Below are 22,467 nucleotides of genomic sequence, written 5' to 3' on the forward strand. Positions count from 1 at the left end.
CTCGCGCCGAGCCCTGCGGGGCAGGCTCTACCGGACCGCCGCCGTGCAGATCGGCTGAACGGAGACCGACCGCAGCTCGAGCGTCGGCTGCTGAACCTCGGGGCGCACGCGGGGGTCGACGTAGACGCCCGTGGCGGGCGACCACGCGAAGGCCTTGAGCGTGAGCGGCAGCTCGGCCAGTTGATCGCGGTACGGTGCGAGGTCGATCTCGAAGGGGCGGCCGTACCAGTACTGGTCGGCGATCAGCTCGTCCCCCACGTACGCGCGGATGACATCTCCCAGCCACTCGACCGTCGCGATCGCCTGGTCGGCGTCCGCGAGCGCCTCGGCGGCCACCGCGAACTCGACCGTGGCGGCATCATCGAAGTCCTCGTCGGTCGGCGCAGAGAGACGGTTCGACGATCCACCTCGGCGCACCGGCGCCACCGGCGCAGCGTCGAAGGCCCCCGTGACGAGTGCGACGGATGCGACAGCCTCGGGCGCTGCGTAGCGGGCGAAGATCGTGCCCTCACCCGGAACCTCCGTCAGCGAGTCGCCCTCCAGCGGCGGGACGACGTCGATGACGGCGTCCGGCTGATCCAGAACGACGCGGAAGGCGTCGTCGAACCAGCCGCTCCCCCGCCAGACGACGAGCGAGTCGCGCCCGTCGATGCGGCCCCGCCAGACCGCGGCGGCGGTCTCGGGGTCGAGGAAGACGAGAGTCGTGCTGCCGACGGTCACTTCGCAGCCGATGCCGGGCGACGCCTGCGGCTTCGCGATGACGAAGTCGCCGTCGACCTCCACCGTGGCGCCGCTGATCGCGGACGCGTCGACGCCCTCGAACTGCAGTTCGACGTCGACTCCGTCGATCGCCGCGAAAAGGACGACGGTCCCCGTCCCGGTCGCGAGCTCGGTGATCGGCTGCGCCGTGGCGGTCAGCGCGGGGATCGCTCCGTAACTCTGCCGGAGGGGCCAGGCGAGATACGCCCCCGACGCGAGCGTCATCGGGGCTGTCGGGATCGTGACGCTGCGGTCCTCGAACGCGACGGTGAACCGGACGTCCGGGACGGGCGGCAGCACCGCGATGGCCGGCTGGTGGTTGTTCGCGAAGAGGAAGCCGCTGCGCCCGTCGCTGCGGACAGCCCAGCGCGGCCCGCCGTCGAGCTGCTCCGGGATGGTCGCGGGAGCCGGCGCGAGCGAGGAGCCGAAGGCGTCGAGCAGGAGGTGCTGCTGACGCAGCTTGTGGAAGTGCGGGCGCTGGGCTCCGACCGCGCCCAGCGGTGCGGAGAAGTCGTAGTCGCGCGCGGGGACGTCGTTGGGGTAGCCCGTCGCGTGCGACTCCTGCGTCGAGGAGAGCTCGCCGGTGACCTGGAGACCGCCGTGGTACATGTAGTAGCCCTGCCACGCCGAGCCGCTGCCGACCTTCGTCAGCGCGAGCGCCGCGACGTCGTCCGGGTCGACGAGCGGTCGACGGTGGTAGGCGAGCGCCATGCCGCCGCCGAGCTCGCACGTCACGAACGGCCACGGGTCGTCCGCTCCGAGCGTCGCCTCCGCGTCGATCTCGACGGGCGCGTCCCGCAGGTCGGCGCCGACGGTGAGGTCGTCGCGGACCGTGCTGTACGTGAAGTGCATCCTGCCGAAGGCCGGCCATCCCGTGTCGGACTCCTCCCAGAAGCCGTCCGAATAGCCGGCGTACACGGGAAGGACCTTGCCGCGCGGCAGCTCCGCGCCACCCCAGCCCGTCGCCGTCCACAGGCTCGCCTGCATCCCGACGTCCTCGGCGATCTCGCGCAGAGTCGCGAGATGGGGTCCGTTCTCGTACAGCTCGTTGTCGACCTGGATGCCGATGATCGGGCCGGCGGGGTTCTCGGCCGTGTGGAAGAGGCCGCGCGCCTGCTCCTCGATGCCCGCATACCAGCGGCGCGCGAGCTCGAGATAGGCCGGGTCGTTCGAGCGGTGCTGGATCGGCAGGGCCTGCAGCCAGTCCGGGTAGCCGCCGTTGCGCGCCTCGCCGTGGGCCCAGGGGCCGATGCGCAGCATGACCTTGAGACCGACGCGGTCGGCGGTTTCGATGAACCGCCGGATGTCGCGGTGTCCGTCGAAGCGGACACGACCTTCGACCTCCTCATGGATGATCCACATCATGTAGGTCGCGAGGACGTTGATGCCGCCGGCCTTCATCTTGCGGAGCTCGCGCTCCCACCGCTCGGGCAGGTCGCGGCTGAAGTGGTACTCGCCCATGACAGGGATCCACGGCTCGCCGCCGCGGGTCACGTAGCGCGTCGTGAGCTGCACGCGCTCGTCAGTCGAATCGGCGTCTCCCATCTCGAGCGGCGCGACGCCCACGGGGGCAGGAGTCGACACGCGGACGCTGTACCGAGGGGCGGGGGTCTCGCCGACGGACGTCGAGCCTGCGGTGGAGCGCTGAGACGGCTCGCCTTCGAACGGTGTGATCACGGCTCGAACCTACGTGCCGCCGAGACGGTGCTCAATGACGATCGGACGGCATGCCTGGACGAACCGCCGACGTCCAGGACCCTCACCGCCTCCTCAGCCGGTGGCGTCGCTGATGCGGCGGTGGAACGCCGTCGTCGCGGCGTTCATCCCCTCGAACTCGACGGTGACGCCGTGGCGCGCGTACTTCGTCACGATCGCGTCGAGAGTCGCGACGGTCGAGGCATCCCACACGTGCGAACGGCTGAAGTCGATCACGACGCGCTTCGGATCGGAGGCGTAGTCGAACTGGGTTGTGAGGTCGTTGCTCGACGCGAAGAAGAGCTCGCCGTCGACGCGATAGCGGGCGACCTCGTCGTCGGCTGTGCGGGTCACTGTCGTGAAGTGCGCGACCCGGCGGGCGAACAGCACCATCGCCGTGATCACGCCGGCGATGACACCCGTCGCGAGGTTGTGGGTCCACACCGTGATGCCGACGGTGACGAGCATGACGACGGTCTCGCTCAGCGGCATCCGTCGCAGCGTCGAAGGCGTGACACTGTGCCAGTCGAAGGTCATGACCGACACGAGGATCATGACGGCCACGAGCGCCGCCATCGGGATCTGGCCCACGATGTCGCCGAGGATCACCACGAGCACGAGCACCCACACGCCGGACAGGAACGTCGAGATACGCGTGCGCCCGCCCGCGGACTTGACGTTGATCATCGTCTGGCCGATCATCGCGCAGCCGCCCGTGCCGCCGAAGAAGGCGGAGGCGATGTTGGCGACGCCGAGGCCCCACGATTCGCGGGTCTTGCGCGAGTGCGTGTCGGTGATGTCGTCGACGAGCTTGGCGGTCATGAGCGACTCGAGCAGGCCGACGAGCGCCGCCGCGAACGCCGCCGGCGCGACGATCTGCAGCGTCTCCCACGTGATGGGCACGTTCGGGATGAGCAGCGCAGGGAAGCTCTCCGGCAGCTCACCCTGGTCGGCCACGTTCGGCACGGCGATGCCGAAGATCACGACGACGGCAGTCAGCACCACGATCGCGACGAGCGGCGCGGGGACCGCGCGCGTGATGCGAGGCCAGAGGATCAGGATGCCGAGACCCGCCGCCGTCAGGACGTATACGGCCCACGGCACGTCGATCAGCTGCGGGATCTGCGAGATGAAGATGAGGATCGCGAGCGCGTTGACGAAGCCCACCATGACGCTGCGTGGGATGAAGCGCATGAGCCGCGCGACGCCGAACACCGCCAGCAGCACCTGGATGATGCCCGCGAGCGCGATCGTCACGATGAGGTAGTCGGCACCGTATTCGCGCGAGATCGGCGCGACCACGAGCGCGACCGATCCGGCGGCGGCCGTGATCATCGCGGGACGCCCGCCCGTGAACGCGATGACGACGGCGAGGACGAACGAGGAGAACAGGCCCACCCGCGGGTCGACGCCGGTCACGACAGTGAAGGCGATCGCCTCGGGGATGAGGGCGAGCGCCGTGACGAGGCCCGCGAGCACCTCTCTCGTGAGGAGGCGCGGGCTGCGCAGCGCCTGGACGACGGTCGGCTCGATGCGGTATCGGGACGCGGTGTCGGAAGCGATGATGTCGGCTCCTTGTGAATTGTGGTGATTCGGAGCGCGTCACTGCGCTGTCCAGATCTCGTGGACTCGTCGAGGGCGGGAGAGAGCCGACAGTATCAGCCGCCTGTGCGCGTGAGGAGCCGCCTCAGGGCCGGACCTAGATCTCGCCTGCAAATACGGCATCCTCCCGATGGAGGCGGGGTGCCTTAAGGAGGAATCTCACTCAGGACGAACCACCTGAGGAGTCACCATGTACGTCAGCGAGACCAGTTTCACCCACCTTCGCGAAGCCGCCGACCAGAGGCAGCTCCGAGAGCTCGAGAACCGCCGGCTCGCGCACGAGCGCGCGGCCGGCACCACCCGCAGCCGCGAGAGCGGTCTGCACAAGCTCGTCCAGAGATTCCGCCACTCCGCACAGCCGGCGCCGAGGGCGATCTCGCACCTGTGACGGGCTCGCTCGCGGGCGCGGCCCCCGCCGCCGGGCTTCGCTCGGCCGTGCCCATTGTCGGAGGACGGTGGGACGATGGATTCATGCGAGCTTCGGTCAGCCCGTCGCTGGTCGGCCGTGAGGCCGACCTCGACGCGCTGTGCGACGCCTATGCCGAGAGCATCGCGGGGTCGACGCGCACCGTGCTGATCGGCGGCGAGGCGGGCATCGGCAAGACCCGTCTCGTGGGCGAGTTCGTGCGCGGCCTACCGGATGACGCGATCGTCCTGCGCGGACAGTCGGTCGACTTCGATCGCGACGCGCCGCCCTACGCCCCGATCATCTCGGCGCTCCGATCGCTCGCGCAGGAGGTGGGCGAGGAAGCGCTCTTCAACGCTTCGGGGCCCGCGGCCGACGCGCTCGCGCTGCTTCTCCCCGAGCTGAGCATGACCACCTCGGTCGGCGACGCACCCGTCCGCGGGAGCGCCGACCGCCTCTACGACGCCGTCGCCGAGGTCCTGGAGAACGTGTCGCGTGCGCAGCCGGTCGTGCTCGTGATCGAGGACCTGCACTGGGTCGATCCGCAGAGCCTGGGACTGCTGCGCTTCCTGATGAGGGTCATCGAAGACGCCCGGCTGCTCATCGTGCTCACGTTCCGCAGCGACGAGCTGCGGCGCGGGAGCCCTCTGCGCGCGCTGCTGCCCGAGCTCGACCGCAATCGGCGCGTCGTGCGTCTCGAGCTCGTCCGCCTCGACCGGCGTCAGGTGCGCGAGATGGCGACCGCGATCCTCGATCATCCGCCCGACGAGGACGAGCTCGCACAGGTCTACGAGCGCACCGAGGGCGTTCCCTTCTTCGTCGAAGAGCTCGTGTGCTGCAGCGGGACGCGGGGCCTCGAGGGGTTCCCCGACACGCTGCGCGACATCCTGCTCGCCCGCTACGAGCAGCTCAGCGAGCCCACGCAGCGGATGCTCAGGCTCATCGCCGCCGGTGGCGTGCGCGTCGAGCACGAGCTGCTCGTCGCCGTGTGCGACGAGTCTCTCGAAGACATCGACGCGGCGGCCAGCGAGGCGATCGCGGCGAGCGTGCTGGTCGTGGACGGCACCGCCTATGCCTTCCGGCACGCCCTCGTGCGCGAGGCGATCCACGAGCAGCTGCTCCCCGGCGAGCGCGTGCGATTCCACACGCGTTATGCCCGCTCGCTCATGGAGCAGTCCGCGGCCGCCGGCGCGGAGGCGACCGCCGTCTCGTACCACTGGATGGCGGCGCACAATACGCGCGAGGCCTTCATCGCGTCGATCGCCGCCTACCAGCAGGCGCGGTCCTCGTTCGCGTTCGCGACCGCCGCGTCGATGGGCGAGCGGGCGATCGAGCTGTGGGACCAGGTGCCCGACGCGAGCGAGCTCTCGGTGCGCACGAAGGTGGAGCTGTTGGGCGAGACCTCGTACGTGCTGCGGAACGCGGGCGAGAGCGAGCGGGCGATCGCGCTCATCGACGAGGCGATCAGGCTGTGCGACCCTGGCGACGCGGCCGCCTACGCTCTCCTGCTGCGCAACAAGGCGTCGTACCTGGCGAACATCGGCCTCCCCGGGTCGATCGACCTGCTTCGGCAGGCGCTCGCCGTGCTCGACGGGCAGCCGCGCAGCGTGCTGCGTGCGAACGTGCTCGGCGAGCTGGCCGCGCGCCTCATGATCTTCGCGCGATTCGACGAAGCCATCGAGATGGCGGACGGAGCGTTCGCCGAGGCCACCGCGGTCGACAACCGGCCGCGCATGTCGGTCGCCTCCAACATCCGGGGGTTCTCTCGACTGGCCGGCGGCGACATCGACGCGGGACTCGCCGATCTGGCGTTCGCCGGAGAGCTCGCCGTCGGCAACGATTCGGCCCGTCTGAGGTACTGGGTGAACCAGTCGGACGCCCTGAATCTGCTCGGCCGCTACGACGAGGCCGTGCGCACCGCCGAGGAGGGCGCCGAGCGGGCGCGGCAGCGGGGTGTCGAGCGCACATCGGGGGCGATCCTGCAGTCGAACGTCATCAGCCCGCTCTACGCCCTGGGCCAGACGGATCGCGCAGGGGAGATGCTCGATCGCGCGCTCGAACTCGACGCGCCGATCGGCTTCAGCGCGCCGCTGCGGCGCCTCAAAGTGCAGGCGACGCTGTGGTCGGGCGATCACGCGCTCGCGGAGCGGCTGCTGCGCGGCTGGCGCGGGTCGCTCCGGCAGCAGGCCACCCTGGATGTGCAGGCCGCGCTCGGGCTCGCGCTCGTGAGCGGCCAGCTCGCGCTCGCCCGCGGCGAGACCCGCGAAGCGTGGCGCGAGGTCGGTGTGCTGATCGACCCGGAGCATCGCTCCTTCCCCGCCTACGACCTGCCGCTGATCGCCTTCGCGGCGCGGGTGGTGGCCGCCGCGCGGGTCACGGGGATGACGCTCTCTGACCGGGATGACACCCCTCGCTCGACCGACGACCTCGAAGGCGAGGTGCGGTCCGCGCTCGCCGCCGCGAGCGGCTGGCCGACGGCATCCGCCTATTCCGCGATCGTGGACGCCGAGCTGGGCGGCCCGCGCTCCACGGGCACCGATCCGGCGCTCTGGCAGCGCGCCGTCGAGGCGACGCGCGACGACATCGCGCCGGCGCAGCTCGCGCCGTACGCCGCCTTCCGGCATGCGGAGGCGCTCGCCAACGCGGGCGACCGCGCGGGCGCGCGGACCGCGGCGCAGACGGCCCGCGCGTGGGGCGAGGCGATCGGCATGGGGCTCATCGTCGACAGCGTCACCGAACTCGAGCGTCGCGTCGGTGCGGTCGGCGGCGATCACCGCGATGCATCGAGCGATGCCGCATCCCTCGACGCCCTTCTCACAGAGCGGGAGCGTCAGGTGCTCGATCTCGTCGCGCGCGGGCTGAGCAACGGCCAGATCGCCGAGCAGCTGTTCATCAGCACCAAGACGGCGAGCGTGCACGTGTCGAACATCCTCCGCAAGACGGGTGCGACGACCCGCACGGAAGCGGCCTACCTGTCCGCGCACTCGTCGCGCTGACCGGGACCTCACGCGCGTCGACGGCGCCCGCCTGGAAGATAAGGCGGATGCCGCATGCGCGCCGGGCATCTCAGAGACGAACGTCGGGGTCAGTGAAGAACCGACATCGGAGGCCCATCATGGCAATCATCCTGCTCATCGCCATCGGCGTTCTCGAGCTCGTCACCGTCATCGCGACGCTCGTACAGGTCGCACGCGACGGCTACCACCCGGTGCCGACCCGCAGCGACCTCCTGCCGCACCCCTAGGGGTCGGCCCCGCTGAGCTCAGCGTCGGTAGGAGCGCGGGTCGACAGACTCGACAGTCGGACCGATACGGTGCGCCGTGTGGTTCAGCACGACCTGGTCGTATGCGGAGCGCGAACGGTACACCTGCATGTCCATCCGGTTGCGGCGCGAGCCGCCCGTGATGAGCGTGCCGTCCGAGTACGCCGGGGGAACCGCCGGCGTGGATGTCTGCGGCCAGGCGGTAACCCGCGGCAGCCGCAGCATCCCGCCGAACAGCGGGACGGGCTGGACCCTGTCGTGATCGCCGAGGTTGAGGTACACCTCGATCCAGCCGCGCTTGACGTCGGCCGACATGTGGAAGCCGAGGACGATGTCGGTCCACTTGCCTCGGTTGTAGTCGAAGTCGACGAGGAAGCCGGGGTCGCCGCCGTTGAGCTGGTTCGCCGCGATGTGGAACCGGTCGATCGGCTCCTCCTCGGAATTGCGGTTCGCGTCGATGATCGTGATCGCACCACGGCCGTCCGGGTAGTCGCTCGGCTCGGTCGCCTGCGGGCCGTACATCTGGAAGATCGCGATGTGCATGTTCGTCTCGCCGGGGCGCGAGAGCTCCACGTGCGGGAAGCCGCCCGAGAGGTACCGGGCGGAGTCGGTGTTGGGCACGAGGATCGAGAAGCCGACGTACCCTTCGCTCCCTTCGTACCAGTCGCTGGGCGACTGCGCCTGGAACCGCGGTTGGCCGGTGGCGCCGTAGTCCGCCGTATCGGGCGGGAAGGCCTGGAGGATGTTCCGCCGGCGCGGATTGATCGGGTCGGCGGCGATCCGCGAGTACCGCTGCCCCACGATCGAGGCCTCGTGCGAGTCGTCGAAGGCCTGCATCGACGAGTAGTCCGCCGCCCACTCCATGGCGGGATCCCAGCCGCCGTCGGGCAGATCGCCGTAGTCGTAGTTGCCGGTGAACACGTGGACAGGGGCCGTGACGTACTCGAGCCCACGGATGACGGCGGACACCTGCGCCCACACCAGGTGATTCGACGGCGAGACCTGCGTCGGATCGGCGAGCTTGACCGTCGTGTCCCAGTCGTCCGTCACCCACACGCGGTCGCCGTCGCCCCGGCGCGCGATCCGAGTGGTTCGCCCGAGCCTCACGGTCACGATCGAAGGAGCGGCCAGTCGCTCGTCGAACTCGATCCGGATCGGCACCACGCCCTTGTAGGTCTCGCCCGATACGAGGGAGAACGAGCGGACGGCGCTGAGCGCGGCATCCGGGCCTGCCTCGGCGTCCTTGACGGAAGCGACCGAGTCGCTCGCGGGGACCGCACTCGCCTTTGCGGGCGCCATCGCCGCTCCGACAGCCAGCGCGGGCACCGCCCACGCTCCTGCGCGCATCAGTGCCCGGCGCGAGACCGCCGGGCTCCCGTCATCCGGCTGCGAAGAAAGCTCGACATCGTCCACTGACGCACCCCTCCGACGGACCGCCCCGCGCAGTCCAGCCCCGATAGGTCGGATGCTACCAATTGCGCGTTACGCGTGGTCGGTCGAGTCCACCGGATGTTCAATCCGCCGGGAATTCGACTTCCCGAGCCCACTCTTTCTTGGGCGTCAAACATCGGGATTCTTTACCTGAGACTCGTAGGCAACAAGGGTTGTTCTCGCGATTACCTTCGGACTATGCATTCGGCGATCGCCTCGGAGGCCACGCAGCGCGCCGTGCGCGCAGCGTATTTCGTCTCGGACAGCACGGGCATCACCGCAGAGACCCTCGGAAACGCGCTGCTCGCGAACTTCCCCGGATTCGCGTTCCAGAAGCACACGATCCCGTTCGTCGACACGCCCCAGGGCGCGGCGAACGTCGTCCGCGACATCACGCACGATGCAGCCGCCGGCTTCGCACCCGTCGTGTTCACGACGACGAAGGATGCCGCAGTGAGCGCGGTGCTGGCATCCGCCCCGGCGACGATCATCGACCTGCTCGGCGGACACCTGACCGAGCTCGAGCTGGCACTCGGGACGAGCGCGTCCGAGCAGCTGGGCCAGTTCCATCGGCTCGGCGATGCGACGCAGTACTTCGCGCGGATGCGCGCCGTCGAGTACGCGATCGAGCATGACGACGGGCAGAGCGACCGCGCCCTCGACATCGCGGACGTCATCATCATCGCGCCGAGCCGCTGCGGCAAGACGCCGACGACGATGTACCTCGCTCTGCAGTACGGCCTCCTCGTCGCGAACTACCCCCTGACCGACGACGACTTCCCGACCGAGGGACTCCCGCTGCTCGTCGGAAAGTATGCGTCGCGCTGCTTCGGCATCACGACGACGCCGCTGCGCCTGAGTCAGGTGCGGCACGAGCGGCGCCCCGACTCGCGGTACTCGAGTCTCGCGCAGTGCACCCTCGAGCTGCGCCGCGCCGAGGATCTCTACCGCCGCAACCGCGTGCCGTTCCTGAACTCGTCGACGAAGAGCGTCGAAGAGATGTCGGCGGTCATCCTGCAGACCCTCAAGCTCCGTCCCTGATCGACCCACCACCTCGCGGACCCCGCGCCCACGAAAGAGAGTCCCTCATGAGCAACATCCTCTGGTTCGACGAGATCGGCATGGCCGACCTGCCCCAGGTGGGCGGCAAGAACGCGTCGCTCGGCGAGATGGTCTCGAACCTCGCCGATCTCGGCGTGCGCGTGCCCGGGGGGTTCGCGACGACCGCCGACGCGTACACCCGGTTCCTCGCGCACGGCGACCTGGGCGGCCGGATCCGTGACGCGATCGCGGATCTCGACGTCGACGACGTCACGCGGCTCACTCACGTGGGCACCGAGATCCGCTTCTGGATCGAGGAGCACCCGCTGCCTGACGACCTCGAGCGCGACATCCGCTCGGCATTCGAAAAGCTCGTGGCGACGGATGCCGAGCCCGAGACCGTCACGTGGGCGGTGCGCTCCTCGGCGACGGCCGAAGACCTTCCGGATGCCTCGTTCGCGGGCCAGCAGGAGACCTTCCTCAACGTCGGCGGGATCGAGAACATCCTCGCCGCGATCCGCAGCGTCTACGCGTCGCTCTACAACGACCGCGCGATCGCGTACCGCGCGCACCACGGCTTCGACCACCACGACGTCGCGCTGTCCGCCGGCGTGCAGCGCATGGTGCGGTCCGACGTCGGCGCATCCGGGGTCATGTTCACCGTCGACACGGAGTCCGGCTTCGGCGGCGCCGTCTTCGTCACGAGCTCGTACGGGCTCGGCGAGGCCGTCGTGCAGGGCGCCGTCAACCCCGACGAGTTCTACGTCTCGAAGCCCGCCCTGCGCGCGGGGCGCCCGGCGATCCTCAAGCGCTCGGTCGGCGAGAAGGCCATCGCGATGCGCTACACCGACAGCCGCGAGGCGGGCGCGAGCACGGCGTTCGTCGACGTGCCCCACGCCGACCGCGCGCAGTTCTCGATCACGGACGCCGAGCTAGAGGAGCTCGCCCGGCACGCCCTCGTGATCGAGGACCACTACGGCCGCCCCATGGACATCGAGTGGGGCAAGGACGGCGTCGACGGGCAGCTGTACATCCTGCAGGCGCGCCCCGAGACGGTCGTCTCGCGCGCCTCCGCGAATGTCATCCGTCGGTTCCGGCTGCACGAGAAGGGCACGGTCGCGGTCGCGGGCGGCGCGATCGGGCAGCGCATCGGCGCCGGCCCCGTGCGGGTGCTCTCCGACATCGCGCAGATGGCGCAGTTCCAGACCGGAGACGTGCTCGTCGCCGACATGACCGACCCCGACTGGGAGCCGATCATGAAGCGCGCCGCCGCGATCGTCACGAACCGCGGGGGCCGCACGTGTCACGCCGCGATCATCGCGCGCGAGCTCGGCATCCCCGCCGTCGTCGGCACGGGCGACGCGACCCGCACGCTCCGCGAGGGCCAGGCGGTCACGGTCTCCTGCGCCGAGGGCGACACGGGCTTCGTGTACGAGGGGATCCTCGACTTCACGGAGGACGAGACCCACCTCGACAAGATGCCCGAGTCGCCCGTCAAGATCATGATGAACGTCGGCACCCCCGACCAGGCGTTCTCGTTCGCGCGGCTCCCCCACCGCGGCGTGGGCCTCGCGCGACTCGAGTTCATCATCAACCGGCAGATCGGCATCCACCCCCGCGCACTCCTCGAGCACGACACCCTGCCGGCCGAACTGCGCGCCGAGATCGACGAACGGATCGCGGCGTACCCGTCGCCCCGCGAGTTCTTCGTCCAGCGCGTCGTGGAGGGCGTCGCGACGATCGCCGCAGCGTTCGCCCCCGAGCCCGTGATCGTGCGGATGAGCGACTTCAAGTCGAACGAGTACGCAAACCTCATCGGCGGCGAGCTCTACGAACCCGAGGAGGAGAACCCGATGCTCGGGTACCGCGGCGCCTCGCGGTACATCTCACCCGACTTCCGCGCGTGCTTCGACATGGAGTGCGAGGCCCTCACGTTCGTCCGCGACGAGATGGGCTTCACGAACGTGCAGGTCATGGTGCCGTTCGTCCGCACGGTCGGCGAAGGCCACGCCGTCGTCGAACTGCTCGCCGAGAACGGCCTGCGCCGCGGCGTCAACGACCTCAAGGTCGTCATGATGTGCGAAGTGCCCACCAACGCCCTGCTCGCCGACGACTACCTCGAGTTCTTCGACGGCTTCTCGATCGGCTCGAACGACATGACGCAGCTCACGCTCGGCCTGGACCGCGACAGCGCCCTCGTCGCGAGCACGTTCGACGAGCGCGATCCGGCCGTCCTCAAGCTGCTCTCGATGGCGATCGAGGCGTGCAAGCGACAAGGCAAGTACATCGGCATCTGCGGCCAGGGGCCCAGCGACCACCCCGACCTCGCGGAGTGGCTCGTCGCCCAGGGCATCGAGTCGGTCTCGCTCAACCCCGACACCGTCGTCGACACCTGGCTCCGGCTCGCGGGCGGCACGCCCGTCGAGGTTGCCGCCGCCGACTGAAGCGAGCTCGGCTCGGCGTCCCTCGACGCGCCGGGATCGGCCTGACCGGCCGGTCCCGGCGCCGTCTTCGCGGCGCGTCCAGACGAGCATCCGGCGGCGCCGAGGCCGCGTCCGGCAGCGCCGAGCACCTGCATCCGATGAGTCTGTTTTGAGTGGTTCAAAACATCGCTAGACTTCCGGCATGAGCTCCGTCGCCCCCTCCGCCCGAGATGCGGGCGAGCGGATCCGCGCCGCGGGCCTTCGCATCACCGACTCGCGACGGGCCGTCGTCGAGGCCCTCGACGAGTATCCGCACGCGAGCGCCGACGAGGTCTTCGCGGCCGTGTCGCGGTCGGTTCCGAACACGAGCCTTCAGTCGGTCTACAACGCGCTCAACGACTTCGCCGTCGCGGGCCTCGTGCGCCGCATCGAGCCTGCCGGCCAGCCGGGACGCTTCGAGCTGCGCGTCGACGACAACCACCACCACCTCGTGTGCTCGGTGTGCGGCGCCGTGGAGGACGTCGACTGCGTCGTGGGCGCGTCTCCGTGCCTCACGCCGTCCGACACGCACGGATTCGCGCTCCAGGTGGCCGAGATCACGTTCTGGGGCGTGTGCCCCGCGTGCGCGGCATCCGCTCGCGCCTGATTCCTCCCCCGTTCCTGCACGTCCACTGTTCCTGCACGTCCTCTGCCCTGCTCGCCAATCGGAAGGAAGCTCCATGACCTATGACGACGACCTCGAAACCGGGATCGGCGGTCCGACGCCCATCGACCAGTCCGTCACCGTGACGGACGAGCCCCAGGATCAGGGCGCATGCCCCGTCATCCACGGGGCGCAGCCGCACCCCACGACGGGCTCGGCGAACCGCGTGTGGTGGCCCAATCAGCTCAACCTGAAGATCCTGGCCAAGAACCCGGCCGTCGCCAACCCGCTCGGCGAGGAATTCGATTACAGGGCGGCGTTCGAGGCGCTCGATCTGGCCGCGCTCAAGCAGGACATCGAAGAGGTCCTTACGACGTCGCAGGACTGGTGGCCCGCGGACTTCGGCCACTACGGCCCCCTCGCGATCCGCATGGCGTGGCACTCCGCCGGCACCTACCGCGTGACCGACGGCCGCGGCGGCGGCGGCGCGGGACAGCAGCGCTTCGCCCCGCTCAACAGCTGGCCCGACAACGGCAACCTCGACAAGGCGCGCCGCCTGCTGTGGCCCGTCAAGAAGAAGTACGGCCAGTCGATCTCGTGGGCCGACCTCATGATCCTCGCCGGCAACGTCGCGCTCGAGTCGATGGGCTTCAAGACCTTCGGCTTCGCGGGCGGACGCCCCGACGTGTGGGAGCCGGACGACGACGTGTACTGGGGCCCCGAGACGACGTGGCTCGCCGACGAGCGCTACTCGGGCGACCGCGACCTCGAGAAGCCCCTCGCCGCGGTGCAGATGGGCCTCATCTACGTCAACCCCGAGGGCCCCAACGGCCAGCCCGACCCGCTCCTCGCGGCCCACGACATCCGCGAGACGTTCTCGCGCATGGCGATGAACGATGAGGAGACCGTCGCGCTGATCGCGGGCGGCCACACGTTCGGCAAGACGCACGGCGCGGCATCCGATTCGCACGTCGGCGACAACCCCGAGGCGGCCGGCATCGAGCAGCAGGGCCTCGGCTGGGCGAACTCGCACGCCACCGGCAAGGGCGACGACACCATCACGTCGGGCCTCGAGGTCACGTGGACCTACCACCCGACGCGCTGGGACAACGAGTTCTTCCACATCCTCTTCGCGTACGAGTGGGAGCTCTTCCAGAGCCCCGCGGGCGCGAACCAGTGGCGTCCGAAGAACGGCGCCGGCGCCGACATGGTGCCGCTCGCGCACTCCGAGGGCCGCCGCGAGCCGCGCATGCTCACAACCGACCTCGCTCTGCGCTTCGACCCCGCATACGGCCCGATCTCGAAGAAGTTCTCCGAAGACCCGGACGCCTTCGCCGACGCGTTCGCCCGGGCCTGGTTCAAGCTGACCCACCGCGACATGGGCCCGCTCGCGCGCTACCTCGGACCCGAGGTGCCCACCGAGGAGCTCATCTGGCAGGACCCGCTCCCCGCCGTCGACCACGAGCTCATCGACGCGGCCGACGCCGCCGAGCTCAAGGAGCGCATCCTCGCGTCCGGTCTGACGATCGCCGAGCTCGTCTCGACGACGTGGGCCGCGGCCTCCTCGTTCCGCGGCAGCGACAAGCGCGGCGGCGTCAACGGCGCCCGCATCCGCCTGGCCCCGCAGAAGGACTTCGCGGTCAACAACCCCGCGCAGCTCGCGAAGGTGCTCGAGGTGCTCGAGGGCGTGCAGGCGGCGTTCAACGCCGACCGCACCGACGGCAAGCAGGTCTCGCTCGCCGACCTCATCGTGCTCGCGGGCAACGCGGCGGTCGAGAAGGCCGCGAAGGATGCCGGCGTGATCGTCGACGTGACCTTCCGCCCGGGACGCACCGACGCGACGCAGGAGCAGACGGATGTCGAGTCGTTCCACTACCTCGAGCCCGCCGCCGACGGCTTCCGCAATCACTACGGCCCCCTCGCGGAGCGCCCGGCCGAGTACCACCTGCTCGACCGCGCCAACCTTCTGACGCTCAGCGCGCCGGAGCTCACGGTGCTCGTCGGCGGACTGCGCGTCCTCGGCGCGAACTGGGACGGCTCGCAGTACGGCGTGTTCACGGAGCGCCCGGGCGTGCTCACGAACGACTTCTTCGTGAACCTGCTCGACCTCGGCACGACGTGGACGCCGCTCGACCCCGGGTCGCACGCGTTCCTCGGCACGAAGGACGGCTCGGGCGAGAAGGTCGGCATCGGCACGCGCGCCGACCTCGTCTTCGGCTCCAACTCCGAGCTGCGCGCCATCGCTGAGGTTTACGCCTCGGACGACGCGCAGGAGAAGTTCGTGCGCGACTTCGCTCGCGCGTGGGGCAAGGTCACCGAGCTCGACCGGTTCGACCTCGTCTGACGCGCGTCGGATCACGCGAACGCCCGGCCGGGGTCACCCGGCCGGGCGTTCCGCGTTGAGCGGAGGTCGTGGCGGCATCGCCGGGCCGGCGGCGCATGTGGCGGCAACGCCCGCCCCGCTGGGCCGCGTCAGACGATGATGCGGTCGGGCCGCGAGTAGACGTTCAGCGAGCGCCCGCGCGAGAAGCCCACGAGGGTCAGCCCCGACGAGACAGCCAGCTCGACCGCGAGCGACGACGGCGCCGAGACGGCGCACAGAGCCGGGATGCCGGCCATGACGGCCTTCTGCACCAGCTCGAAGCTCGCCCGGCCCGAGACCTGCAGCACCGTGCCTCCTGCGGGCAGCCGGCTGTGCAGCACGGCCCAGCCGACCACCTTGTCGACAGCGTTGTGGCGGCCGACGTCCTCGCGCAGCACGAGCAGCTCGCCCGTCGCGGCGTCGAACAGCGCCGCGGCGTGCAGTCCGCCGGTCTTGTCGAAGACGTCCTGGCCGGCGCGCAGCGCGTCGGGGAGGCCCGCGAGCCATGCCGCATCGAAGGTCACGGCATCCGTCCCGACGTCGAAGCGGGACGCCTTCGCGACCTGCTCGATCGACGCCGTCCCGCACACTCCGCACGAGCTCGTCGTGTAGAAGTTGCGCGCGATGTCGAAGGCGACGGGCGCGACGCCGGGCGCGAGGGTCACGTCGAGCACGTTGTAGCTGTTCTGAACGGATGCCGCGTCCCCCGCACCGCCGGGCACCACGGCCCCCGTGCCCGGGCCGCCGCAGTGGATGGCGGAGCGGAAGTCCTCGCCCGACGCGATGACCCCTTCGCCCGCGAGGAATCCCACGGCCAGCTCGACGTCGTGGCCCGGGGTGCGCATCGTGACGCTGAGCGGCTCACCGCTCACGCGGATCTCGAGCGGCTCTTCGACGGCGAGCGTGTCGGGCCGTCGGCGGACCGCCGCGCCGCGCTCGTCGAAGGCGATGCGCGTCACGGGGGTGCGCGTGGTCAGGCGTCCCATTTCAGCCTCCGATCGCGTTGCTCACGCGCGTGGCCGCCGATCGCGCTGCCGACATCGCCATCATTCGAGCGTATCCGCGCCCGGCGCACCTGTCGCCGGCCCCGTGGTTCGCGGCTCAGCACGCGCGCGAGGAGACTCGCCGCCCGCATCCGGTGCTTCGTGCTGGATCGCCTTCCAGACGTGGGCACATCGGCGAGCACGTCACGGGCTTCGAACAGCTGATCCGCTCCGTCATCTGACGTTCCGGGCGCCGCGGCCCCGCGAGGGCCGGAAGGCTTTACGCCGGGCCGGTGGAGCCGCGCGTGACGAGCTCGGTCGACAGCAGTTCCGCCTCGGTGGGGTCCTCGCCGCTCAGTCGCGAGAGCAGGTGCGACGACGCGCGGCGCCCCGCGAGCTCGAGCTGGCTGCGGACCGTCGTGAGCGCGGGGACGATGAGCTCGCTGCCGAAGATGTCGTCGAATCCCGCGACGCTCATGTCGTCGGGCACGGTCACGCCGGCCTGGGCCATCGCCTGCATGAGGCCGATCGCGATGAGGTCGTTGAACGCCACGACGGCGGTGACCTTCGCGGCGCGCACGCGGCGCCACGCCTCCGTGCCGCCCGCGATCGTGGGGGCATTGGGCCCGATCTCGACCAGCCCCATCCCGCGCCGTTCCGTCTGCTCGAGCAGATGCTCCCAGCGCCGGGCGCTGACCCACGACGTCGTGGGGCCCGAGAGGTACGCGATCGAGCGGTGCCCGAGATCGTGGAGCAGCTCGAGCAGTCCTGCGACACCTGTCTCGACGTCCGGCAGGATCGCGGCGACGCCGTCGACGGCGCGGTTGATGAGGACGAGCGGCTTCTGCTGGGCGAGGGCGCGGATCGCGTCGTCTTCGAGGCGGCTCGTGGCGAGGATGATGCCGTCGACGCTGGGCAGCAGGCGCTGGACGGCGGCCGCCTCGGTCGCGCCCGACTCCTGCGACTCAGCGATGACGAGCGTGTAGCCCTCCGCGGTCGCCACCTGCTCCGCGCCGCGGACGATGTCGAAGACGACCGGGTTGGTGATGTCGGCGACCACGAGGGCGAGCGTGCTCGTGCGGCCCGTGTGCAGAGCGCGAGCCATCGGGTTGATCCGGAAGCTCAGCTGCTCGGCCGCCGCCCGGATCCTCGCCTCCGTGGCGGCGCTGATGCGTCCGGGCTTGCTGAGCGCCCGCGACACCGTCGACGGGCTGACCCCGGCCAGCTCCGCGACGTCGTAGATCGTCGCGGCGCCGCTCTTGCGCCGCGACCGCTCCGGCCCCGCGTCATGCGTCATTCGACTCCCACCAGCCTGTTGCCCCCTCGACACTATCGCCGAGAACGCGGGCGGCCCCCACGGGCCGCCCGCCTTCGCTCACCAGTCGTGGACGGTGCCGTCGAGGAGCCGGTTGTACGGCAGGTAGGCCTGCTCGTAGGGGTACTTGCCGGCCTCGTCGACGTTCAGCTCGACGCCCAGTCCCGGCTTGTCGCCCGGGTGCAGGTAGCCGCCCTGCCACGTGAAGGACTGCTCGAAGACCTGGTCGGTCTTGGCGCCGTGCTTCATGTACTCCTGGATGCCGAAGTTGTGGATCGACAGGCCGAGGTGCATGGCGGCAGCCATGCCGACGGGTGAGATGTCGGTCGGCCCGTGCATGCCGGACTTGATCTGGTACATCGCGGCGTAGTCGAGCGTCTTCTTCAGGGGGCTGATGCCGCCCATGTGCGTCACTGCTCCCCGGACGTAGTCGATGAGCTGGTCGCGGATGATGTCCTTGAAGTCCCAGATCGTGTTGAAGATCTCACCGATCGCGAGGGGCGTCGTGGTGTGCTGGCGCACGAGGCGCAGCGCCTCCTGGTTCTCGGCGGGCGTGCAGTCCTCGAGCCAGAACAGGTCGTACGGCTCGAGGTCCTTGCCGAGCCGCGCCGCCTGGATCGGGGTCATCCGGTGATGGCCGTCGTGCAGGAGCGGGATGTCGGGACCGAACTCGTTGCGGACCGCTTCGAACACGCCCGGCAGGTGGTTGAGGTAGGCGCGGGTGTCCCAGTCCTCCTCCACCGGCTTGGCGCCTCGCCGCGCCGGCTCGTGGTCGTAGCGCGCCTCTCCCCCGCCCGTGTCGGCCGCCTGGGACGCGATGCCGTAGATCGCCCTGAGCGTCGGCACCCCCGTCTGCACCCGGATGGCCTTGTAGCCCTGCTCCTGGTGCGCGCGGATCGAGTCGAACAGCTCGGGCAGCTCCTTGCCCGACGCGTGACCGTACGCCATCAGCCCGTTGCGGCTCGCACCGCCGAGCAGCTGGTAGACCGGCATCCCGGCCGCCTTGCCCTTGATGTCCCACAGCGCCATGTCGACCGACGCGATCGCCGCCATCGTGACAGGGCCGCGGCGCCAGTACGCGGAGCGGTACAGGAACTGCCAGGTGTCCTCGATCTTCGAGGCATCCGCCCCGATGAGCAGCGGCACGACGTGCTCGCGCAGGTAGGTGACCACAGCGAGCTCGCGGCCGTTGAGGGTCGCATCGCCGAGGCCCGTCAGGCCGTCGTCGGTCGTCAGCTTCAGGGTCACGAAGTTGCGGTCGGGACTCGTGACGATGACTTCGGCTTTTTCGATGATCATGATGTTCTCTCCAGTGAGGCGGATGCTACTTCTCGAGCCGCGTCCAACGGCTCCGCAGCGCATGAGCGGCTGCCTTGGGCTTGCGGTCGCGTGTGAACACGCCCTTCTTGTTGCCGTCGACGCGGATGATCCCGACGGCGGTCTGGAAGTCGGCGAAGTTCCACACCTGCTCGCCGACGAACGACTCGATGCGGTCGAAGACGCGGTGGTTCATGTCGAGGTAGGCGACCTGGTACTCCTCGGTCCACGGCTGGGCGAGGGCCGAGTGCTGGCCCGCGACCGTATCTGCGCCGTACTCGGTCATGAGCATGGGCTTGTCGTACATGGCCTCCCAGCCCCGCAGCTCCGCCTCGAGGTGGATCTCGGCGGACTCGAGGTCACCCGTGTCGACGTACCAGCCGTAGTAGCGGTTGAGGCACAGGACGTCGAAGAGGTCCGAGATCTTGTCCACGCCGACGGGCGCCAGCATCATGTTCACGAACGTGATGGGCCGGCTCAGATCGAGTTCGCGTGTGAGGGTCGCGAGCGGCTCGAAGTAGTCGCGCGCCTCGTCGACACCCGACTCGGGCTCGTTGGCGATCGACCACAGGACGACGCTCGGGTGGTTCTTGTCGCGGGCGATGAGCTCGCGGATCGCCTGCGCGTGGGCTTCCTTGGTCTGGTCGTTGACCGAGTCGGGGCCGAACGTCGGCAGCACGGGGCCGCCGAAGAACCCGCCGACGATCGAGTAGTTCAGGCCGACGGCCGCGGTCTCGTCGATGACGACGATGCCCTGCCGGTCGGCGTACTCGAGCACCTCTTCCGCGTACGGGTAGTGGGAGGTGCGGAACGAGTTCGCGCCCATCCACTTCATGAGCTCGAAGTCGTGCACGAGGTAGGCGTCGTCGTGCCCCTTTCCGCGCACGGCGGTGTCCTCGTGTTTGCCGAACCCGGTGAAGTAGAACGGCTCGCCGTTGATGAGGAACTTGTTGCCCTTGACCTCGACGGTGCGCACGCCGACCGCGAGCGGGTACGCGTCCACGACCTCACCGCCCGAGACGACCTCGGCTGTGAGCTCGTAGAGGTAGCCGGCGCCCGGCTGCCACAGCGTCGCATCGGGGATGCGCACCTCGCCCCGCGCGCCCTCGGCCTCGCCGACGGGGTTGCCCGCGGCATCCCGGATCCGCACCCGGACGTCGGCCTCGGACGTCGTGGCGATGTCGTACGACACGACCCCGTCCGCACCGTCGACGTCCGTGACGACCGTGATGTCGTCGACGCGGACGGCCGGCGCGCTGTAGAGCCACACCGAGCGTGCGAGACCCGCGTAGTTGTAGAAGTCGTGCAGGTACTTCTGCTTCTTGCGGCCGAGGTCGTCGACCGTCACGAACCCCGGCGGGATCGTCGTGTTGGTCAGCACGTTGTTCACGCCGACCGTGAGGCGGAACTCCTGCCCCGGCTGCACGAGGTCGGTGATGTCGGCCTCGAACGGCGTGTAGCCCCCGACGTGCTCGGCCACGAGCTCCCCGTCGACGTAGACGCGGCCCTCGTGGGTCGCGGCATCCAGCCGCACGAAGACGCGCTCGCCCGCCCACCCCCGCGGCACGCGCACCTGGCGCTGATACCAGACCCAGCCGACGTGGTCGCGGATCTCGGCGTCGACGAACAGGTCGTTGTAGCTGGCCGGGACGGGCGCCTCGAGTGGGGTGTCGAGCGCCGCGGTCCACGGGGTGTCGGCCACCTTCGTGTCGAGCGCGAAGCGCCACAGTCCGTCGAGGCGGACGAGCTCGCGAGTGGGGGTGGAACGGGGCTTGAGCATCGGGTTCTCCTGGAATCCTGTCGGGGTGTCGGGGGCGGCCGGTCAGGCGCGCGGGTCGGCTTCGCCGGAGTCGACGGATGCCGGAGCCGCGGCGAGCGCCGCCTCTTCCTGGTCGTCGAGCGCGCGCTGCGCCGCGGCGTCCCTCGGGTAGATGCGGTACATGAGCGTCCACAGGACGGCGTTGATCGCATACGGGACCGAGATGAGCCAGAACATGAGCGCCTGGAGACCGAGCGCATCGGCGAGGAAGCCGAAGGCGAGGCTGAAGATCGCCGCGAACAGGCCCTGGATGAAGGAGAAGATCAGGGCGTAGGCGGTGGCCACGACGCTCTTGTGCACGACCGATCCCACGATGGGCAGCACGGCTCCGGGGTGTCCGAGCGAGCTCAGCAGACCTGTCACGAAGACCGCGACGTAGACCGCGACGCCGGTGCCCCAGTCGATCTGGAACAGCAGCGCGGTCGACACCGCGTAGGCCACGAGGTAGCCCTGCATCATCATGACGCGGCCCTTGTAGCCGAAGCGCCGCTCGAACCAGTCGCCGAGCAGGCCGCCGGCGAAGCTGCTGATGACCGCACCGAGCATGTAGGCCGACATGAGCAAGGCGGCATCAGCCGTCGTCCAGCCTCGTTCGTCGACCCAGTACACGACGAAGAAGGCGAACAGGACGAGGCTCGTCGTGAGCATGACCTGGACGGCCATGAAGAGGATCGTGCGGTTGCGCAGCAGGCCGACGGCGTCGCGGAAGTTGAACTTCATGGCGTCGGGGTCGATCGCGCCGACGGGGGTGTGCTTCTTCGGCTCGTGCACGAGCAGGAGGATCAGGATGCCCGACACGACGCTGATGCCGCCCATGGCGAACATGCCGTAGCGCCAGCCGTCCTCGACGTTGGCGAACTGGCCGATGAGTGGCGTCGCGAAGACGGATGCGGTCAAGGCGATCGTCCGCAGCGTGCCGAAGGCCCGGCCGCGCTCCTTGGAGCGGTACATGTCGACGATCAGGCCGTTCGTGATCGGCTCACTCGCGACGGTGCCGATGACGCCGATGCCGTACAGGATGAACAGCTGCGTCGGGTTCTGCGCGAAGCCGGCGGCGACGGTCCACAGACCCCACAGCCCGGTGGCGATGAAGAGGATCCGCTTGCGCCCGTAGCGGTCGGCGAGGGCGGCCCAGATCGGGCCGAACAGCATCCGCGCGAAGCGGCTCATCGCCGTCATGATTCCGAGGGCGCTCGTCTGCAGCCCGAGGGAGTCGCGGATGACGGGGAACAGCGTGTTGACGAGGCCACCTTCGAAGCCGTCGACGATGCTCGCGAAGGCGAGGGCGACGAGACCGCCGCCGCGGCCCTTGACCTTGTCGACGCGCGTCGAGCCGGTGTCGGTGCCGTAGGTGCGCTGCGCCTGCGTGGCGTCGAGCGGCTTGCTGACCTCAGTCATTGCGGACCGCC

The 22,467-nt window shown here is 69.8% G+C and carries 16 protein-coding genes; 8 read left to right on the top strand and 8 right to left on the bottom strand.

The features are described 5' to 3' along the window. Window positions 1–27 precede the first annotated feature (27 nt). Together MJ607_RS15910 and MJ607_RS15915 are read right to left on the bottom strand one after the other, a co-directional pair. Window positions 28–2,436, bottom strand: a complete 2,409-nt coding sequence (locus tag MJ607_RS15910; RefSeq protein ID WP_243076581.1) for a beta-galactosidase — start codon at window positions 2,434–2,436, stop codon at window positions 28–30. A 93-nt stretch (window positions 2,437–2,529) separates the two neighbouring features. After that, a complete protein-coding gene (locus MJ607_RS15915) occupies window positions 2,530–4,017 on the bottom strand; it encodes a SulP family inorganic anion transporter (protein ID WP_243076711.1) in 1,488 nt (495 codons plus the stop codon). A gap of 229 nt (window positions 4,018–4,246) precedes the next feature. Between MJ607_RS15915 and MJ607_RS15920 the strand changes: the two genes are divergently transcribed. The 3 genes from MJ607_RS15920 (at window position 4,247) to MJ607_RS20055 (ending at window position 7,706) form a co-directional block, all read left to right on the top strand. Beyond that, window positions 4,247–4,444 carry a hypothetical protein gene (locus tag MJ607_RS15920; protein ID WP_243076582.1) on the top strand — a complete coding sequence of 66 codons (198 nt, stop codon included), beginning with the start codon at window positions 4,247–4,249 and terminating at the stop codon, window positions 4,442–4,444. Between the two features lie 83 nt (window positions 4,445–4,527). Continuing rightward, window positions 4,528–7,458 (top strand): AAA family ATPase, encoded by a 2,931-nt coding sequence (locus tag MJ607_RS15925; protein WP_243076583.1) that lies wholly within the window; start codon window positions 4,528–4,530, stop codon window positions 7,456–7,458. A 119-nt stretch (window positions 7,459–7,577) separates the two neighbouring features. Continuing rightward, complete coding sequence (locus MJ607_RS20055) at window positions 7,578–7,706, top strand: hypothetical protein (protein WP_279234740.1); 129 nt, start codon at window positions 7,578–7,580, stop codon at window positions 7,704–7,706. A gap of 18 nt (window positions 7,707–7,724) precedes the next feature. Here the strand turns inward: MJ607_RS20055 and MJ607_RS15930 are convergent, their stop codons facing one another. Next, a complete protein-coding gene (locus MJ607_RS15930; RefSeq protein WP_243076584.1) occupies window positions 7,725–9,023 on the bottom strand; it encodes a hypothetical protein in 1,299 nt (432 codons plus the stop codon). 330 nt (window positions 9,024–9,353) lie between these two features. On the opposite strand from MJ607_RS15930, the gene MJ607_RS15935 reads away from it, so the two are divergent. The 4 genes from MJ607_RS15935 to katG all read left to right on the top strand — a co-directional run bounded on the left by MJ607_RS15935 (window position 9,354) and on the right by katG (window position 15,606). Then, a complete protein-coding gene (locus MJ607_RS15935) occupies window positions 9,354–10,196 on the top strand; it encodes a pyruvate, water dikinase regulatory protein (protein ID WP_243076585.1) in 843 nt (280 codons plus the stop codon). A 47-nt stretch (window positions 10,197–10,243) separates the two neighbouring features. After that, window positions 10,244–12,640 (top strand): phosphoenolpyruvate synthase, encoded by a 2,397-nt coding sequence (gene ppsA / locus MJ607_RS15940; RefSeq protein ID WP_243076586.1) that lies wholly within the window; start codon window positions 10,244–10,246, stop codon window positions 12,638–12,640. A gap of 181 nt (window positions 12,641–12,821) precedes the next feature. Then, on the top strand, window positions 12,822–13,265 hold the full coding sequence (locus MJ607_RS15945; RefSeq protein WP_243076587.1) for a Fur family transcriptional regulator: 444 nt from the start codon (window positions 12,822–12,824) through the stop codon (window positions 13,263–13,265). Between the two features lie 73 nt (window positions 13,266–13,338). Beyond that, window positions 13,339–15,606 (top strand): catalase/peroxidase HPI, encoded by a 2,268-nt coding sequence (gene katG, locus MJ607_RS15950; protein ID WP_243076588.1) that lies wholly within the window; start codon window positions 13,339–13,341, stop codon window positions 15,604–15,606. 128 nt (window positions 15,607–15,734) lie between these two features. Here katG and fdhD read toward each other — a convergent pair whose 3' ends face one another. Beyond that, window positions 15,735–16,610 (bottom strand): formate dehydrogenase accessory sulfurtransferase FdhD, encoded by an 876-nt coding sequence (gene fdhD, locus MJ607_RS15955; protein ID WP_243076589.1) that lies wholly within the window; start codon window positions 16,608–16,610, stop codon window positions 15,735–15,737. 29 nt (window positions 16,611–16,639) lie between these two features. Here fdhD and MJ607_RS15960 point away from each other — a divergent pair, with 29 nt between their 5' ends. Continuing rightward, entirely contained in the window at window positions 16,640–16,849 is a 210-nt protein-coding gene (locus MJ607_RS15960; RefSeq protein ID WP_243076590.1) for a hypothetical protein, read from the top strand. A 38-nt stretch (window positions 16,850–16,887) separates the two neighbouring features. Here the strand turns inward: MJ607_RS15960 and MJ607_RS15965 are convergent, their stop codons facing one another. From MJ607_RS15965 to MJ607_RS15980, 4 genes are all read right to left on the bottom strand, one after another. After that, window positions 16,888–17,904 carry a LacI family DNA-binding transcriptional regulator gene (locus MJ607_RS15965; protein ID WP_243076591.1) on the bottom strand — a complete coding sequence of 339 codons (1,017 nt, stop codon included), beginning with the start codon at window positions 17,902–17,904 and terminating at the stop codon, window positions 16,888–16,890. Between the two features lie 78 nt (window positions 17,905–17,982). Beyond that, window positions 17,983–19,221: a D-mannonate dehydratase ManD gene (gene manD / locus MJ607_RS15970; protein ID WP_243076592.1), complete on the bottom strand. Its 1,239-nt coding sequence runs from the start codon at window positions 19,219–19,221 to the stop codon at window positions 17,983–17,985. 25 nt (window positions 19,222–19,246) lie between these two features. Further along, on the bottom strand, window positions 19,247–21,019 hold the full coding sequence (gene uidA, locus MJ607_RS15975) for a beta-glucuronidase (protein WP_243076593.1): 1,773 nt from the start codon (window positions 21,017–21,019) through the stop codon (window positions 19,247–19,249). A 42-nt stretch (window positions 21,020–21,061) separates the two neighbouring features. After that, window positions 21,062–22,456, bottom strand: coding sequence for an MFS transporter (locus tag MJ607_RS15980; RefSeq protein WP_243076594.1), 1,395 nt, complete (start codon window positions 22,454–22,456; stop codon window positions 21,062–21,064). Between the last annotated feature and the right edge of the window lie 11 nt (window positions 22,457–22,467).

Origin of the sequence: Microbacterium sp. SS28 (assembly GCF_022761035.1) — a bacterium.
Lineage (GTDB): Bacteria > Actinomycetota > Actinomycetes > Actinomycetales > Microbacteriaceae > Microbacterium.

Coding starts and splice junctions, on each gene's coding strand:
- MJ607_RS15920 (WP_243076582.1), top strand. CDS start 4,247: ATGTACGTCAGCGAGACCAGTTTCACCCACCTTCGCGAAGCCGCCGAC.
- MJ607_RS15925 (WP_243076583.1), top strand. CDS start 4,528: ATGCGAGCTTCGGTCAGCCCGTCGCTGGTCGGCCGTGAGGCCGACCTC.
- MJ607_RS20055 (WP_279234740.1), top strand. CDS start 7,578: ATGGCAATCATCCTGCTCATCGCCATCGGCGTTCTCGAGCTCGTCACC.
- MJ607_RS15930 (WP_243076584.1), bottom strand. CDS start 9,023: ATGGCGCCCGCAAAGGCGAGTGCGGTCCCCGCGAGCGACTCGGTCGCT.
- MJ607_RS15935 (WP_243076585.1), top strand. CDS start 9,354: ATGCATTCGGCGATCGCCTCGGAGGCCACGCAGCGCGCCGTGCGCGCA.
- ppsA (WP_243076586.1), top strand. CDS start 10,244: ATGAGCAACATCCTCTGGTTCGACGAGATCGGCATGGCCGACCTGCCC.
- MJ607_RS15945 (WP_243076587.1), top strand. CDS start 12,822: ATGAGCTCCGTCGCCCCCTCCGCCCGAGATGCGGGCGAGCGGATCCGC.
- katG (WP_243076588.1), top strand. CDS start 13,339: ATGACCTATGACGACGACCTCGAAACCGGGATCGGCGGTCCGACGCCC.
- fdhD (WP_243076589.1), bottom strand. CDS start 16,610: ATGGGACGCCTGACCACGCGCACCCCCGTGACGCGCATCGCCTTCGAC.
- MJ607_RS15965 (WP_243076591.1), bottom strand. CDS start 17,904: ATGACGCATGACGCGGGGCCGGAGCGGTCGCGGCGCAAGAGCGGCGCC.
- manD (WP_243076592.1), bottom strand. CDS start 19,221: ATGATCATCGAAAAAGCCGAAGTCATCGTCACGAGTCCCGACCGCAAC.
- uidA (WP_243076593.1), bottom strand. CDS start 21,019: ATGCTCAAGCCCCGTTCCACCCCCACTCGCGAGCTCGTCCGCCTCGAC.
- MJ607_RS15980 (WP_243076594.1), bottom strand. CDS start 22,456: ATGACTGAGGTCAGCAAGCCGCTCGACGCCACGCAGGCGCAGCGCACC.